Source organism: Mesorhizobium sp. B2-4-1 (assembly GCF_006442185.1).
In the GTDB taxonomy this organism is placed as follows: Bacteria; Pseudomonadota; Alphaproteobacteria; order Rhizobiales; family Rhizobiaceae; genus Mesorhizobium.
The window spans coordinates 1-14,669 of record NZ_VFVN01000022.1; the positions used below are offsets into that span (position 1 = coordinate 1).

The following is a 14,669-nucleotide window of genomic DNA, read 5'->3' on the forward strand; positions in this document are numbered from 1 at the left end:
CGCGGGCCGTCGAGGTCGACCTCCATGATCTCAAGCGGCTTTCCGGCAGCAACGGCAACAGCGGCGCGGGTTTTCATCTGGCAATCCTCCAACGCAATTTTGCGCTCAGGCTTTCAGGTTTTGGCCTGCTCATCAACCGCCAGATGAGACGAAATATCGGCTTTCTTGACGCAGGTAGCATACCCTTGACCGCAGGCGTTCGCGCCCACGCACACGGTACTTGAGACATGGCGACATAATCCATAGAACTGGACCGTCCGCCGGAGGGGAATTTGCCCGCATGTTCACCAAAATCCTGATCGCCAACCGTGGCGAGATCGCCTGTCGCGTCATCAAGACCGCGCGCAAGATGGGCATCGCCACGGTCGCTGTCTATTCCGACGCCGATCGCGATGCCGTGCATGTCGAGATGGCCGACGAGGCGGTGCATATCGGACCGTCGCCAGCCGCGCAGAGCTATCTCGTGCCCGAGAAAATCATCGCGGCGTGCAAGGCGACCGGCGCTCAGGCCGTGCATCCCGGCTATGGCTTCCTGTCCGAGCGTGCATCATTCTGCGAGGCGCTGGAGAAGGACGGCATCGTCTTCATCGGGCCGAAGCCGAAGGCCATCAAGGCGATGGGCGACAAAATCGAATCGAAGAAATTCGCCAACGCCGCCAATGTTTCGACGGTTCCCGGCTGGCTCGGCGTCATCGAGAACGCCGACCACGCGGAGAAGATCGCCGGAGAGATCGGCTATCCCGTGATGATCAAGGCCTCGGCCGGTGGCGGCGGCAAGGGCATGCGCATCGCCTGGAACCAGGCCGAGGTGCGCGACGGCTTCGACCGCGCGCGCTCGGAGGCCAAGAGCTCGTTCGGCGACGACCGCGTCTTCATCGAGAAGTTCATCGTCGATCCACGCCACATCGAGATCCAGGTGCTGGCCGACGCGCATGGCAACGCGCTCTATCTCGGCGAGCGCGAATGCTCGATCCAGCGCCGCAACCAGAAGGTGGCCGAGGAGGCGCCATCGCCTTTCCTCGATGCCAGGACGCGCAAGGCCATGGGCGAGCAGTCGGTGGCGCTGGCCAGGGCCGTCGACTACCAGAGCGCCGGCACGGTGGAATTCATCGTCGACGCTGAGAAAAACTTCTATTTCCTTGAAATGAATACACGATTGCAGGTCGAGCATCCGGTGACCGAGCTTGTCACCGGTATCGATCTGGTCGAGCAGATGATCCGTGTGGCCGCCGGCGAGAAGCTCGCCTTGAAGCAAAGCGACGTGAAACTGAATGGCTGGGCGGTGGAGAGCCGGCTCTATGCCGAGGATCCGTATCGCAACTTCCTGCCGTCGATCGGCCGCCTGACGCGCTATCGACCGCCGCAGGAAGGGCAAGTCGGCGACGTCGTCATCCGCAACGACACCGGCGTCACCGAGGGATCGGAGATTTCGATGTTCTACGACCCGATGATTGCCAAGCTGTGCACCTGGGCGCCGACCCGGCTGGAGGCAATCGACGCGATGTCCGAAGCGTTGGACAGTTTTGTCGTCGACGGCATCGAGCACAACATCCCTTTTCTGGCGGCGCTCATGCAGCATCCGCGCTGGCGGGAAGGGCGGATTTCGACCGGATTCATCGCAGAGGAATATCCCGACGGCTTTGCGCCGATCCTGCCCGACCATGACGACAAGGCCGTGTTGGCGGCGGTCGCCACCGTGGTCGAATTGCTGCGCCGCGACCGGCTCGACCGGCTGGGCGGGCGCTTGGCGCCGCATTCGGGGGCACTCAAGCGTCACTGGGTGGTGAAGATTGGCAAGGACTATCTGTCCGCGTCCATCCTGGAGGGCATGATCTCCATTCCGATGGAAGTCGACTTGTCCATCGAGGGCGGCAAGCCGCTGACGGTTTCGTCGGCCTGGCGGCCGGGCGAACTGGTCTGGCGCGGCAGCGTCGGCGGGCACGAAATGGTGGCGCAACTGCGCCCGGCGCCAAACGGCCTTCGCATCGCCTGGAAAGGGCTTTCGGTGACGGCGCGCGCCATGCTGCCGCGCATTGCCGTGCTGGAAAGGCTGATGCCGGAAAAGCTGGAGCCCGACACGTCCAACCTGCTGCTATGTCCCATGCCCGGCCTCGTCGTCTCGATCGCCGTCGCCGAAGGCCAGGAGGTCAAGGCCGGCGAGACTCTGGCCGTCGTCGAGGCGATGAAGATGGAGAACGTGCTGCGCGCCGAGCGCGATCTCGTGGTGGCGAAACTCAACGTCAAGCCGGGCGACAGCCTGGCCGTCGACGCGGTGATCATGGAATTCGCCTGAAGCGGGGGCGGCCGGAAGCCTGTGGCCGATGTTCGTTTGTGCTGGACTGGCACAGCCCGGTGCCGGACAATACATCTTGATCGACTCAAGTCCTTCGGAAAACGCGAAAAACCATGGCGGATGACAGACTTCCACGCGACCCCTTGCTGCGCGAAGCGGCCGTGAAGGCGGCGGCGCCCGAAGCGCCGGCGCGTCCTTTCGTGCATCTTCGCGTGCATTCGGCCTATTCGCTGCTGGAAGGCGCGCTCCAACTCGGCAAGATCGTCGGCCATGCGGTCAAGGACGAGTGTCCGGCAATCGCGGTCACCGACACCAACAATCTGTTCGGCGCGCTCGAATTCGCGCAGAAGGCGGTGAAGGACGGCATCCAGCCGATCATCGGCTGCCAGATCGCGCTCGCCTTTTCCGGCGAGAATGTCGACGGCCAGCGCGACCGCCGGCGGCAGGGGCCCGAGATGCGGCCAGTCGTGCTTATCGCGGCGACCGAGGCCGGCTATTCCAATCTGGTCAGGCTGGTGAGCCGCGTCTATCTGGAGACGCCGCCCGGCGAGGCGGTGCATCTGACCAGCGAGATGCTGGAGGGCCAGACCGACGGGCTGATCTGCCTCAGCGGCGGTCCCCGCGGCCCTATCGGCGCGGCTCTGAAGGAGGATCGACGCGATCTCGCGGAGACCCGGCTGTCGACCCTGAAAGCCCTGTTCGGCGATCGGCTCTATGTCGAACTGGAACGAGTTTCCGGTTACGACCGGCTGATAGAACATTCCACGATCGATCTCGCCTATGCCCACGAATTACCGCTCGTCGCCACCAACGAGGCGTTCTTCTCCTCGCGCGACGATTATGACGCGCATGATGCGCTGATCGCCATAGCGGAGGGCTCGGTCGTCGCCGTGGACAATCGCCGCCGGCTTTCACCGGATAACTTCCTGCGTAGCCAGACTGAGATGGCAGCACTGTTCGCCGATCTGCCGGAAGCGATCGACAACACGGTCGAGATCGCGTTGCGCTGCTCCTACTATCCGAAAACCCGCAGCCCGATCCTGCCGCGCTTTACCGGCGGCGACGCGTCGGACAAGGACGCAGCCGAGAAGGCCGAGGCCGCCGAACTTGCCCGCCAGGCGCGTGAAGGGCTGGAGGCCCGGCTTGCCGCGCACGGACCGACGCCGGGCTATACGGTCGAGCAATACCGCGAGAGGCTCGAGTTCGAGCTCGGCATCATCGAGAAGATGAAATTCCCAGGCTACTTCCTGATCGTTGCCGACTTCATCAAATGGGCCAAGTCGCAAGGCATTCCAGTCGGGCCGGGGCGCGGCTCGGGTGCGGGCTCGCTGGTCGCCTATTCCACCACCATCACCGACATCGATCCGCTGCGTTTCTCGCTGCTGTTCGAGCGCTTCCTCAATCCGGACCGCGTGTCGATGCCCGATTTCGACATCGACTTCTGCCAGGACCGCCGCGAAGAGGTGATCCGCTATGTCCAGCAGAAATATGGACGCGACCAGGTCGGCCAGATCATCACCTTTGGAACGCTGCAAGCCCGCGCGGTGCTGCGCGACGTCGGCCGCGTGCTGCAGATGCCTTACGGCCAGGTCGACAAGCTGTCCAAGATGGTGCCGCAGAACCCGGCCAATCCGGTGAAACTGGCGGACGCTATCGCCAACGAGCCGCGTTTTGCCGAGGAGGCCGAAAAGGAGCCGATCGTCCAGACGCTGCTCGACATGGCACAGAAGCTGGAAGGGCTTTATCGCCACGCGTCGACGCACGCCGCCGGCATCGTCATCGGCGACCGGCCGCTGTCGGAGCTGGTGCCGATGTACCGCGATCCTCGTTCGGACATGCCGGTCACCCAGTTCAACATGAAATATGTCGAGCAGGCCGGGCTGGTGAAGTTCGACTTTCTCGGCCTGAAGACGCTGACCGTGCTGGAGACGGCGGTGAAGCTGATACGCCGCCGCGGCGTCGACATCGACCTTGCGACGATCCCGCTCGACGATCCCGAAACCTATGCCATGCTGTCGCGCGGCGAAGTGGTCGGCGTGTTCCAGGTGGAAAGTGCCGGCATGCGCAAGGCGCTGATCGGCATGCGGCCCGACTGCATCGAGGACATCATCGCGCTGGTGGCGCTGTACCGGCCGGGGCCGATGGAGAACATCCCGACCTACAACGCCAGGAAGCACGGCGAGGAGGAGATGGCGTCGATCCATCCCAAGATCGACCATCTGGTGAAGGAGACGCAAGGCGTCATCGTCTACCAGGAACAGGTGATGCAGATCGCGCAGGAATTGTCCGGCTATTCGCTGGGCGAAGCCGACCTTTTGCGCCGCGCCATGGGCAAGAAGATCCGCGCCGAGATGGACAAGCAGCGGGAGCGCTTCGTCTCGGGCGCGGTCGAGCGCGGCGTGGCCAAGCCGCAGGCCGACTTCATCTTCGACCTGCTTGCCAAGTTCGCCGACTACGGCTTCAACAAGTCGCACGCGGCCGCATACGCCGTCGTCTCGTACCAGACCGCCTATCTCAAGGCGCATTATCCGGTCGAGTTCCTGGCGGCGTCGATGACGCTCGACATGGGAAACACCGACAAGCTCGCGGATTTCCGCCAGGATGCGCTGCGCCTCGGCATCGAGGTGGTGGCACCGTCCGTGATGACAAGCTTTCGTCCCTTCGAGGTCGGGGAGAACCGCATCTACTATTCGATGGCCGCGCTCAAGGGAGTCGGCGACGCGGCGGTGGAGCATATCGTCGCCATGCGCGGCGAGAAGCCGTTCAAGAGCCTGGCCGATTTCTGCGAAAGGGTCGATCCGAAAATCGTCGGCAAGCGCGTCTTCGAAAGCCTGATCATGGCCGGAGCGCTAGACTGTTTCGGCCATGACCGCGCCGCGATGATGGCTGGCGTCGAGCGGATGATGGGGCTGGCATCGCTGGCGCAGCAGAACGCCGTCTCCGGTCAAGCCGATATCTTCGGCGCATCCCTCGGGGCGCAGTCGCAGGCGCTCAACCTGCCGGTGACGGAACCGTGGCTCGCCGCCGACCGCCTGCACCGCGAATTCCAGGTGGTCGGTTTCTATCTCTCCGCCCATCCGCTGGACGAGTACAAGGCGGCGCTGCAGAAGATGCGGGTGCAGAACTGGGCGGAGTTTTCGGCCGCGGTCAAGCGCGGTGCCACCGCAGGGCGCCTCGCCGGCACCGTGACCACCAAGCAGGAGCGCAAGACGCGGACCGGCAACAAGATGGGCGTGGTGCAGTTCTCGGACACGTCCGGCCAGTATGAGGCGGTGCTGTTTTCCGAAGGACTGGCGCAGTATCGCGACATGCTGGAGCCGGGCCGCTCCGTCGTTATCACCGTGGCGGCGGAGGACAGGCCGGAGGGCGTCAACCTGCGCATCCAGACCGTGCAGTCGCTTGAGGACGAGGCCAGCCGCATCCAGAAGGCGCTGCGCATCTTCGTCAGAAACGATGCGCCTGCCTCGATCATTCAGTCGCAGCTTACCCAGCGCGGTGAAAGTCAGGTGAGCATCATCGTTATCAAGGAAGAAGCGCAGGGCGAGGTGGAGATTGCCCTGCAGGGGGGCTACCGCGTCTCGCCGCAAATCGCCTCGGCGATGCGCGCCGTGCCAGGCGTGGTCGAAGTGGAGCTGGTGTGATCGCCACTTACGGGGACTGGTGGCAATCCGCCGGGCGGCATCCGCCGCTCAAGTCACCGCAATTGCCATGAAGACGAAAGACAGCGACGGATTGCAGGACCGTTCCACAATGGCGTGGCTGCGCGACACGCTGCGCAAGCTCTACCACGGCCGCACGCCGGCGGCTTTTCGGTTTCAGCTGGTTGCGGTCATCATCGACCTGGCCATCATTGCCTTCTTCATCGCCACGCCCGTCATCCAGCAGTCGGCCTCATTCCTGTGGCTCGACTATGCGGTGGCGGCTCTGGTCGCCGCCGACCTGGTTGCCAGGCTGCTTGCCTCGAACGACATGCTGCGGCTGATGAAGCAGCCGACCTCCTGGGTGGACATTTTCATCCTTTTGACGCTGCTGATGCCGACGGCGCTCGCCAATCTCGGCTTTCTGCGCATTCTGCGGCTGTGGTCGCTGTCGCGCAGCGGTTCGCTCTGGCGGCATTTCGAGATGCAGGGCCTGCGGCCCTGGCGCGAAGCGAGCCACGCGGTGATCAATCTCTTGACGTTCCTCTTCGTGATCACCGGTTTCGTCTACACTTTCTTCTTCCGCAGCGGAGCGGGGCTGGAAAGCTACATCGACGCGCTTTACTTCACCGTCGCGACGGTGACCACGACCGGGTTCGGCGACATCGTGCTGCCGGGAATGGCGGGGAAACTGACGGCGATCGTGACCATGATCATCGGCATATCGCTGTTCGTCAGGCTGGCGCAGGCGATCTTCCGACCGGCCAAGGTGTTCTTTCCCTGTCCGCAATGCGGCCTGCAACGGCACGAGCCGGACGCCGTTCACTGCAAGGCCTGCGGCCACCTCCTCAACATACCCGACAGCGGTGATTGAGGGGCGATTGAGGCGCGCTACGATGCCGCCGCTTGCGCCGGCTTTGGCTGCCGGCGCTGCAGGTTGAGCATATTGCCCATCAGGATCAGCAATGCCCCGCCTGCGGTGAAGGCGTCGATCTGCTCCTGGTAGAGCAGCCAGCCGATCAATGCCGACAGCGGCACGCGCAGGAAATCCATCGGCGAAATGACGGTGGCATCGGCGTAGCTCAGCGCCCAGGCCATGCAGAAATGCGACGACATGCCGGTGAAGGCGATCAGCAGAATCCACGGCCACAGCTCGAGCGACGGGTTGCGCCATTCGTAGAGCGCCGGGACCAGGCCGAGCACCGACTGGATGATCAACATCCAGAAGATGATTCGCACAACGCTGTCGGTCCGCGTCAGCGACTTGACCAGGACCAGCGAGATGCCGAAGCACATTGCCGCGCCCAGCACGACCAGATGTCCCGGATCGACCGAGCCGACGCCTGGGCGCACGATGATCACGACACCGATCAGCCCGAGCGCCACGGCGCCGAGCTTCGGCCGGGTGAGCCTTTCGCCGAGAAAGGTGACCGCAAGGATCGCCGTCCAGATCGGCGTCGTGAATTCGATCGAGATCAGCACCGCCAAAGGGATCAGCGTCAGGGCGTAGAGCCACGCCGCCTGGCCGGTATAGTGAACCACGTTGCGCGTGACATGGGCGAGGGGGCGCCCAGTGCGCATGGCGGCAAAGCCGCCATTTTGCATGACCAGCGGCAGCAGGATGAAAAAGCCGATCACCGAGCGCAGCTCCAGCACCTGGAAAACGTTGAGCTCGGCCGTGGTGGCGCGGCCCGCGACCGACATCGCCAGGAACGAGGCGATCGACAGCGCCATCCAGAACGCGGCCTTGGGGATGGAAGGGGTGGGTGCCATTTCCGCTATGTCGCAGGCCGTGGCTTTTGCCGCAACCGCTAGCAGCCGCATTCTTCTGGGCCAGCCGGATGTTGCAAAACAGTCATGTTGAAGGCGGAACCTGGCACGGCAGGGGGCGTTGAGTTCCGAATATCGGAAGTGCTTCGCAGGTGCCTTTCAATGTCGATAGGAGAATTTCGATGAGATCATTTGCGCAATTTGCGCTTGCTGGCTGCCTGTTGGTCACGGCAGGCGCGGCACATGCCGACGAGTCCAGATTTCTCCAGTCGTTCAAGGGCAATTTCACCGGCAAGGGCATCGTCAAGGTGACTACCGACGCGCCGACGGTGAATGTGTCCTGCACGTTCAGGTCAAACGCGACGTCGACCTCATTGTCGCTCGATGGCAATTGCCGAGGGCTTATCGTGGTGACGCGCGCCATCAGCGCGGACCTGAGGACTGCCGGAGCGAAATATAGCGGCACTTATGTCGGGTCTCGTACCGGGCCTGCGCAATTGAACGGCACCCGTTCGGGCAACGCGATCAATCTCGGCATCCGTTGGGCCAAGGAGGTCAATGGTGACCGAAAGGCGCAGATGAAGGTCGAGAAACGAGGCGAGAACGGCATGCGGCTGACGGTGATCGACACTGACCCGAAAACCGGCAAGAGCATGGTGACAAGCAGGATCGATCTGCAGCGCACCTAAATCTCGACAGCTGATATCCAGCATCAGTCTTCCAGCGGCTCTGGCGGGTGGGTGTCGCGGCCTTTGCCGAACGTATAGCCGGTTTCCACCGCCTTGCGGCCGAACTTGTCGCGCAGTGAGTCGATGGCGCCTTCGGCCATGGCCCGCTTTCGCGACTGGACATCGACCAGATCGGGCGGATCGGCCTTGTCATCGGCGGAAAGATCGCTGACGCCTATGCCGAGCAGCCGGTATTTGGTGCCGTCGGTTTCCTTGCGCAGCAGCTCGACCCCGGTCGAAAAGATACGGTCGGCGAGCCGGGTCGGGTCGCCGAGCTGGCGGTTGCGGGTGCGGATCTTGAAATCCTGCGTCTTCAGCTTGAGCACCACCGTGCGCCCGGCGATGCCGGATTTCTTCAGCCGCGCCGAGACCTTTTCCGAAAGGCCCCGCAGCACCGAGACCAGCTCGTCCAGCGAAGCGATATCGGTGTCGAAAGTGGTTTCGGCCGATACGCTCTTGGCGTCCTGGTCGGGATCGACGCGGCGGACGTCCTCGCCGCGCGAGAGCCGGTAAAGCCGGTCGCCCATCACGCCATAGCGGCGCATGAGGTCGCCACGGTCCATCTTCTGGAGCTGGCCGATGGTGCGGATGCCGTCCTGTTCGAGCGCGGCGTTGAATGCCTTGCCGACCCCCCAGATCATGCTCACCGGCTGTGCGGCGAGGAAACCCACGGCTTCCGCTTCGCCGATGACCGAGAAGCCGCGCGGTTTGCGGAAATCCGACGCCACCTTAGCCAGGAACTTGCAGTAGGACAGACCTGACGAAACGGTGATGCCGATCTCCTTCTCGACGGCCAGCGCGAAACGGGCCAGCACCACCGCCGGCGGCAGGCCGTGCAGCCGTTCGGTTCCGGCAAGGTCGAGAAACGCCTCGTCGATCGAGAGCGGCTCGACCAGCGGCGTCAGCGCCTGCATCATGGCGCGCACCTCGCGCCCGACGACCACGTACTTTTCCATATTGGGCGGGATAACCACCGCTTCGGGGCAAGCCTCGAGCGCCTTGAACATGGGCATGGCGGAACGCACGCCCCTTATCCGGGCGATGTAGCAGGCGGTGGAGACGACGCCGCGCTTGCCGCCGCCGATGATCAGCGGCTTGTCCTTCAGCGCCGGGTTGTCGCGTTTTTCGATTGCCGCATAGAAAGCGTCGCAGTCGATATGGGCCAGATGCAGCCGGTACAGCTCGGGATGACGGGCAAGCCTGGGGCTGCCGCATCGCTCGCAGCGCCTGGCGTCGCCGCGCTGAAAGGCCAGGCAGTCGCGGCAGAAACCGTGATCAGGATTATTGACAGGAGCCGCCATCGCTGCGAACATAAAGAGAACAAACACAATGGTACGACAGTGCAAGGCTAGCGACAAGCTTGGCCTGGGGAGAACGCATGAGCACGACCATAGTGCCGCTGGCGCCTGAGCTCTGGCCTGAATTCGAAGATCTCTTCGGCAAGCAGGGCGCCTGCTACGGCTGCTGGTGCACGCATTTCCGGCTGGCGCCGGCGGCTCGTCGCGAAAGCAGCCGCGAACGCAACAAAGACCACATCAGGGCGCGCATCGAAGCAGGCCCGCCACCGGGCATGCTGGCGTTCGAGGACGGCAAGGCAGTCGGCTGGATGCAGATCGGGCCGCGCGCCGACGTGCCCGAGTGGAACAACCGGGGCCGGGGCTCGGCTCCGGTCGATCCCGCGGACGCATCGGATCCGAGCGTCTGGGCAATTTCCTGTTTCTTCATCCGCGCCAAGGCACGGGGCCGGGGCATCAGCCATCGCCTGGTCGAAGGCGGCATCGATTTCGCCCGCAGGAACGGCGCGCGAATGGTGGAAGCCTGCCCGATAGACCTGTCGAAGGATTCACGCTCCATCGGGCTGTTCGTGGGCTCGTCGCGCGTGTTCGAGAAGGCCGGGTTCGAGCGGCGGCTCCTGGAACGCAAGGCGGGCCGGCCGTTGATGCGGCTGGTGCTGGAGCCGAGCGCCTGAACTTCGCCGTCTTGCAGTTGTGACGGTCTTTCCCTACCAGAAGTAGGAGACGATTTTGCCTTTTCGACCAAACGGAGAATTCTACGTGAACCGGATGTTGCCAATCGCCTTTACCGCGCTTCTGCTCAGCGCGCCCGCTTTCGGCCAGAGCGTCGACAGCCAGGGTGCGAAGCAGCTATCCGAGAACCTGTCCCGCTATGTCGGCAAACAGGCCCTCGACAAGGGCATCCTGAAGGTCTCGGTCGAAGGCGGCGCCTACAAGATCATGTTCGATTTCAAGGCGCTCGCCGGCACCTTGCCCGACCAGAAGCTGTTGAAATTCGACTTTGCGCCCTACGCCCTGCTGGTCAAGCCGCGCAGCGACGGGACCTGGGATGTCTCGATGGATCTTTCGCACAGCGCCTCCTTCGAGTTCAACGGGCCGCAGGGGCTGCAGAGCACGCAATTTTCTATCAAGGACGGCAAGGGTTCCGGTGTCTACGACCCCAATCTGGCGGCCTTTACCAGCGGCACCAGTTCGATGGCGGGCATGACGATGGTGTCGCAAGATGCCAAGCAGCACATGGAAGTCAGCGCCGACGGCGGCACCGCGACCATGGCCGCCACCAAGGCTGCCAATGGCGGGGTCGATTTCGCGTTGTCGCAAAAAGTGTCGAACTTTGTCGAGGCGATCAAATTCGACGATCCCGAAAGCGGACTGAAATTCCCGGTCACCGTCAAATCACCGGAACTGTCGGTGGATGCCAAAGGCAAGGGCGTGCAGACCAAGCCGCTGCTCGATCTCCTGGCATTTGCCGTCGCCAATGAGAATGAAGCCACGCTGAAAGCCAACCAGGCGCAGCTCAAATCGCTTCTGCTCGCCGCGCTTCCTGTGTGGGAGCGCATCGACGGGACATACGGGTTCAAGAATTTCGCGGTCGAGAGCCCGGTCGGCACGTTCGGTGCGGCGCAGCTCAGCACCGCCTTCGGAATGGATGGCGTCGCCCAGAGCGGTACGATCGGCTACGGGATCAAGGCATCTGGGTTGACCGTGCCGCAGCAGCTTCTGCCGAACTGGAGCATAGCGCTGCTGCCGACCGATATCGACCTGAACTTCGGCGGCGCCAATATCGATCTCGACAGCATGGCGAAGAAGGCAATCGAAGCCTTTGATCTTAACAAGAACCCGCCGCTGTCGGCCGAATTTGGAGAGCAGCTCAAAACCGACTTCATGGCCAAGACGCCGAAGGTCGTCATTGGCCATAGCACCATCAAGAACAAGGATACCGAAATCGCCTTGGAAGGCGAAATGACTTTTCCTGGCGAGAAGCCGGAAGCCAATGTGACGGTGGACGTGGCCGGCTTCGACAAGATCGTCGAGGGCTTGCAGGAAGCGGCGAAATCGGAACCGGAGGTGGCGCAGTACGTGCCTGTGGCCCTGATGGTGAAAGGGTTCGGCAAGACCTTGACGGACGGCCGCATGGAATGGGTCGTCAACGCCAAGCCGGACGGTTCGGTCATTGTCAATGGCGTCATGCTGAAGCCGGCCGATCCTGCCGAGGACGACAGCATTGACGATGGCGGCGACGAGACGGACCAGGCGGATCCGACACCGTAGCCACTCGGCTCACCAAAGCGCGTCGCCTTCGAACGGATTGGCGCGACGCGCCTCAAGCCTTCGTTTTATGCTTGTCGCTCAAACCGGGCGACAAGAGTCAGACTTCGCTCGACCTGGCGATCGGGGCGCCGCCTTGGGATCGTCACTCATATGGAATGCTCGTGGTTATCGTCGCCCAGCGGCAGCGCGCGCAACGCCTTGCCGACGGAGGCCGGTGGCGTGCCGGTTTCCTCAGCAAAACGCAGCAATGTGGGTTCGTGGGCGAGAACGAACTGCAGCACACCGGCCAGAAATCCCGGCTCGCCGGCAGCTTTGCGGATCGAATGCGCCTCGATGCCGGTGATCGCCAGGAAGCGAGGCAGCAGTTCGGGATCAGAGGCGACGAAGGCCAGAGCCTTCACGGCAATGGTTTCGGCCTCTTCGCGCATTGACGCTGCGTTTGCCATCACTACCTTTCAGGGTATGCGGAATGTGAGTCTCTTCCGCAGTAATGGCAAGCGTCGCTTGCGGCAAGTCGTTACCTCTTCAGTGCGGGACCCGAGGTGGAAACGGAGCAGCTTTTCTCGCCGCAGGTTTCCGTTTCGTCAATCATATTGCCGTAGAGTCGACCAGGGTTTGGTGCGTCCCGGAAGGGCGCATAACGGCCGCGTTCGAGCGAAACAGCGGCCGGGACGGGATATCGATGCCTAAGAAGGTCATGATCGTCGAGGACAATGAGCTCAACATGAAGCTCTTTCGGGACCTCATCGAAGCAAGCGGTTACGAGACAGTTCGCACCCGCAACGGTCTGGAAGCGCTCGATCTGGCGCGTCAGCACCGGCCGGATCTCATTTTGATGGACATCCAGTTGCCTGAAGTGTCTGGGCTGGAGGTGACGAAATGGCTGAAGGAAGACGACGACCTGCACGTCATCCCGGTCATTGCCGTCACCGCCTTCGCGATGAAGGGCGACGAGGAGCGCATCCGCCAGGGCGGCTGCGAGGCTTATATCTCCAAGCCGATCTCGGTGCCGCGCTTCATCGAAACCATCAAGTCTTACCTGGGTGATTCCTGATGCACCTTGCCGCCAAAGCCGGAGCCTTGTGAAATGACCGCTCGGATTCTCGTCGTCGACGACATCCCTGCCAATGTCAGGCTGCTGGAGGTTCGGCTGCTGGCCGAATATTTCGAGGTGTTGACCGCCACCAACGGCCCGGATGCGATCGAGACCTGCGAGAACGGCAAGGTCGACGTCGTGCTGCTCGACGTCATGATGCCGGACATGGACGGCTTCGAGGTCTGCCGCCGCCTGAAGAGCGATCCGGCGACGTCGCATATTCCAGTGGTAATGATCACCGCACTCGACCAGGTTTCCGACAGGGTGCGCGGGCTTGAGGTCGGCGCCGACGATTTCCTGACCAAACCCGTCAACGACCTGCAACTGATGACGCGCGTCAAGAGCCTCGTCAGGCTGAAGTCGCTGACCGACGAGTTGCGGCTGCGCGCCTCGACCACGCGCAACATCGGCATCGAAGAGTTGCTCAGCCGCCATTTCGCCTCCGAGGACACGACGCCGAAAGTGCTTCTGATCGATGAGCGCAAATCGTCGATCGAGCGCGTCCAGAAGATGCTGCGCGACTGTGCTGACCTGGATGTCGCCAGCGATCCGCATGCCGGCTTCTTCCAGGCGGCGGAGACGCCCTATGAATGCGTGATGATCTCGACGAGCTTCGCCGATTTCGATCCGCTTCGGCTCTGCTCGCAACTGCGCTCGCTCGATCGCACACGCTTCCTGCCGATCATCCTGCTGGCGGAGGAGGGCGAGGAGGAGCGCATCATCCGCGGCCTCGAACTCGGCATCAACGACTATCTGATGCGGCCGATCGACCAGCAGGAACTGACGGCGCGGTTGCGCACCCAGGTGCGCCGCAAGCGCTACAACGACCAATTGCGCGCCAGCGTGACGCAGACGATCGAAATGGCGGTGACCGACGGGCTGACCGGGCTGCACAACCGCCGCTATCTCGACAGCCATCTCCAGACGCTGTTCGACCGCGCCGTGGCGCGGCGTCGGCCGCTGTCGGTGATGATCACCGACCTCGATCGCTTCAAGTCGATTAACGACACGCACGGCCATGACGGTGGCGACGAGGTGCTGCGGGAATTCGCGCGGCGGCTGCGCAAGAACGTGCGCGGCATCGATCTGGCCTGCCGGTTCGGCGGTGAGGAGTTCGTAGTGGTCATGCCTGACACCGATGGAGCGATCGCCGAAAAGGTGGCCGAACGCATCCGCGCCGAAATCGCCCAGATGCCGTTCGTCATCGGGCCTGACGGCAAGGCCATCGAGGTCACCGTCAGCGTCGGCGTGTCGTCGGTGCTGAAGGGGGTGGATACGGTGGCGGCGCTGATGAAACGCGCCGATCTGGCGCTCTATGAAGCCAAGAGCGGTGGCCGCAACCGCGTCGTCGCCAAGGCTGCCTGACGGACCGGGTAAGAGTATCCGTCAATCCGGCAAGGTTACCCATTTACCTTAATCCAAGCGATTCACGAGGCTTGGTTAAGAAACTGTTGATTTTCATAAGCTCTTGCGCAAATGTGCGGCCACAGACAGAGCGACGCCGGCACGAGGACAGACAGCCGGGTCGATCAAAAAATACCCCATGATGCTCAGGTCCGCCGCATCTCCTGGGTCCGT

12 protein-coding genes are annotated in these 14,669 nt (G+C 62.9%); 9 read left to right on the plus strand and 3 right to left on the minus strand.

The features are described 5' to 3' along the window. From FJ949_RS30490 to FJ949_RS29785, 4 genes are all read left to right on the plus strand, one after another. On the plus strand, window positions 1-224 hold a 224-nt coding region (locus tag FJ949_RS30490; protein ID WP_181173178.1), incomplete at its 5' end, for a hypothetical protein. A 56-nt stretch (window positions 225-280) separates the two neighbouring features. After that, window positions 281-2,293 (plus strand): acetyl/propionyl/methylcrotonyl-CoA carboxylase subunit alpha, encoded by a 2,013-nt coding sequence (locus tag FJ949_RS29775; RefSeq protein ID WP_140501521.1) that lies wholly within the window; start codon window positions 281-283, stop codon window positions 2,291-2,293. A 113-nt stretch (window positions 2,294-2,406) separates the two neighbouring features. Continuing rightward, a complete protein-coding gene (gene dnaE / locus FJ949_RS29780) occupies window positions 2,407-5,934 on the plus strand; it encodes a DNA polymerase III subunit alpha (RefSeq protein ID WP_140501523.1) in 3,528 nt (1,175 codons plus the stop codon). 67 nt (window positions 5,935-6,001) lie between these two features. Continuing rightward, window positions 6,002-6,805, plus strand: coding sequence for a potassium channel family protein (locus FJ949_RS29785; protein WP_140501525.1), 804 nt, complete (start codon window positions 6,002-6,004; stop codon window positions 6,803-6,805). Window positions 6,806-6,822: 17 nt separating this feature from the next. Here the strand turns inward: FJ949_RS29785 and FJ949_RS29790 are convergent, their stop codons facing one another. Continuing rightward, the gene (locus tag FJ949_RS29790; RefSeq protein ID WP_140501527.1) at window positions 6,823-7,704 is read right to left on the minus strand and encodes a DMT family transporter; all 882 of its coding nucleotides are present in this window, start codon (window positions 7,702-7,704) and stop codon (window positions 6,823-6,825) included. Window positions 7,705-7,883: 179 nt separating this feature from the next. Between FJ949_RS29790 and FJ949_RS29795 the strand changes: the two genes are divergently transcribed. Beyond that, window positions 7,884-8,390 (plus strand): hypothetical protein, encoded by a 507-nt coding sequence (locus FJ949_RS29795; protein ID WP_140501529.1) that lies wholly within the window; start codon window positions 7,884-7,886, stop codon window positions 8,388-8,390. A 23-nt stretch (window positions 8,391-8,413) separates the two neighbouring features. Here FJ949_RS29795 and FJ949_RS29800 read toward each other — a convergent pair whose 3' ends face one another. Next, entirely contained in the window at window positions 8,414-9,742 is a 1,329-nt protein-coding gene (locus tag FJ949_RS29800; RefSeq protein ID WP_140501531.1) for a DNA polymerase IV, read from the minus strand. Window positions 9,743-9,807: 65 nt separating this feature from the next. Here FJ949_RS29800 and FJ949_RS29805 point away from each other — a divergent pair, with 65 nt between their 5' ends. Next, window positions 9,808-10,398: a GNAT family N-acetyltransferase gene (locus FJ949_RS29805; protein ID WP_140501533.1), complete on the plus strand. Its 591-nt coding sequence runs from the start codon at window positions 9,808-9,810 to the stop codon at window positions 10,396-10,398. A gap of 94 nt (window positions 10,399-10,492) precedes the next feature. Then, window positions 10,493-11,995 carry a hypothetical protein gene (locus FJ949_RS29810; RefSeq protein ID WP_140501574.1) on the plus strand — a complete coding sequence of 501 codons (1,503 nt, stop codon included), beginning with the start codon at window positions 10,493-10,495 and terminating at the stop codon, window positions 11,993-11,995. A gap of 146 nt (window positions 11,996-12,141) precedes the next feature. Here the strand turns inward: FJ949_RS29810 and FJ949_RS29815 are convergent, their stop codons facing one another. Beyond that, window positions 12,142-12,441, minus strand: coding sequence for a DUF3572 domain-containing protein (locus tag FJ949_RS29815; protein ID WP_140501536.1), 300 nt, complete (start codon window positions 12,439-12,441; stop codon window positions 12,142-12,144). 236 nt (window positions 12,442-12,677) lie between these two features. Here FJ949_RS29815 and FJ949_RS29820 point away from each other — a divergent pair, with 236 nt between their 5' ends. After that, window positions 12,678-13,049, plus strand: coding sequence for a response regulator (locus FJ949_RS29820; protein ID WP_140501538.1), 372 nt, complete (start codon window positions 12,678-12,680; stop codon window positions 13,047-13,049). Between the two features lie 33 nt (window positions 13,050-13,082). After that, window positions 13,083-14,456: a PleD family two-component system response regulator gene (locus FJ949_RS29825; RefSeq protein WP_140501540.1), complete on the plus strand. Its 1,374-nt coding sequence runs from the start codon at window positions 13,083-13,085 to the stop codon at window positions 14,454-14,456. The last annotated feature ends 213 nt before the right edge of the window (window positions 14,457-14,669 follow it).

Bases quoted from the DNA above. Each gene is read 5' to 3' on its own strand.
- FJ949_RS29790 (WP_140501527.1), bottom strand. From the start codon at position 7,704: ATGGCACCCACCCCTTCCATCCCCAAGGCCGCGTTCTGGATGGCGCTG.
- FJ949_RS29825 (WP_140501540.1), top strand. From the start codon at position 13,083: ATGACCGCTCGGATTCTCGTCGTCGACGACATCCCTGCCAATGTCAGG.
- FJ949_RS29810 (WP_140501574.1), top strand. From the start codon at position 10,493: ATGTTGCCAATCGCCTTTACCGCGCTTCTGCTCAGCGCGCCCGCTTTC.
- FJ949_RS29795 (WP_140501529.1), top strand. From the start codon at position 7,884: ATGAGATCATTTGCGCAATTTGCGCTTGCTGGCTGCCTGTTGGTCACG.
- FJ949_RS29820 (WP_140501538.1), top strand. From the start codon at position 12,678: ATGCCTAAGAAGGTCATGATCGTCGAGGACAATGAGCTCAACATGAAG.
- FJ949_RS29775 (WP_140501521.1), top strand. From the start codon at position 281: ATGTTCACCAAAATCCTGATCGCCAACCGTGGCGAGATCGCCTGTCGC.
- FJ949_RS29785 (WP_140501525.1), top strand. From the start codon at position 6,002: ATGAAGACGAAAGACAGCGACGGATTGCAGGACCGTTCCACAATGGCG.
- FJ949_RS29805 (WP_140501533.1), top strand. From the start codon at position 9,808: ATGAGCACGACCATAGTGCCGCTGGCGCCTGAGCTCTGGCCTGAATTC.
- FJ949_RS29815 (WP_140501536.1), bottom strand. From the start codon at position 12,441: ATGGCAAACGCAGCGTCAATGCGCGAAGAGGCCGAAACCATTGCCGTG.
- dnaE (WP_140501523.1), top strand. From the start codon at position 2,407: ATGGCGGATGACAGACTTCCACGCGACCCCTTGCTGCGCGAAGCGGCC.
- FJ949_RS29800 (WP_140501531.1), bottom strand. From the start codon at position 9,742: ATGTTCGCAGCGATGGCGGCTCCTGTCAATAATCCTGATCACGGTTTC.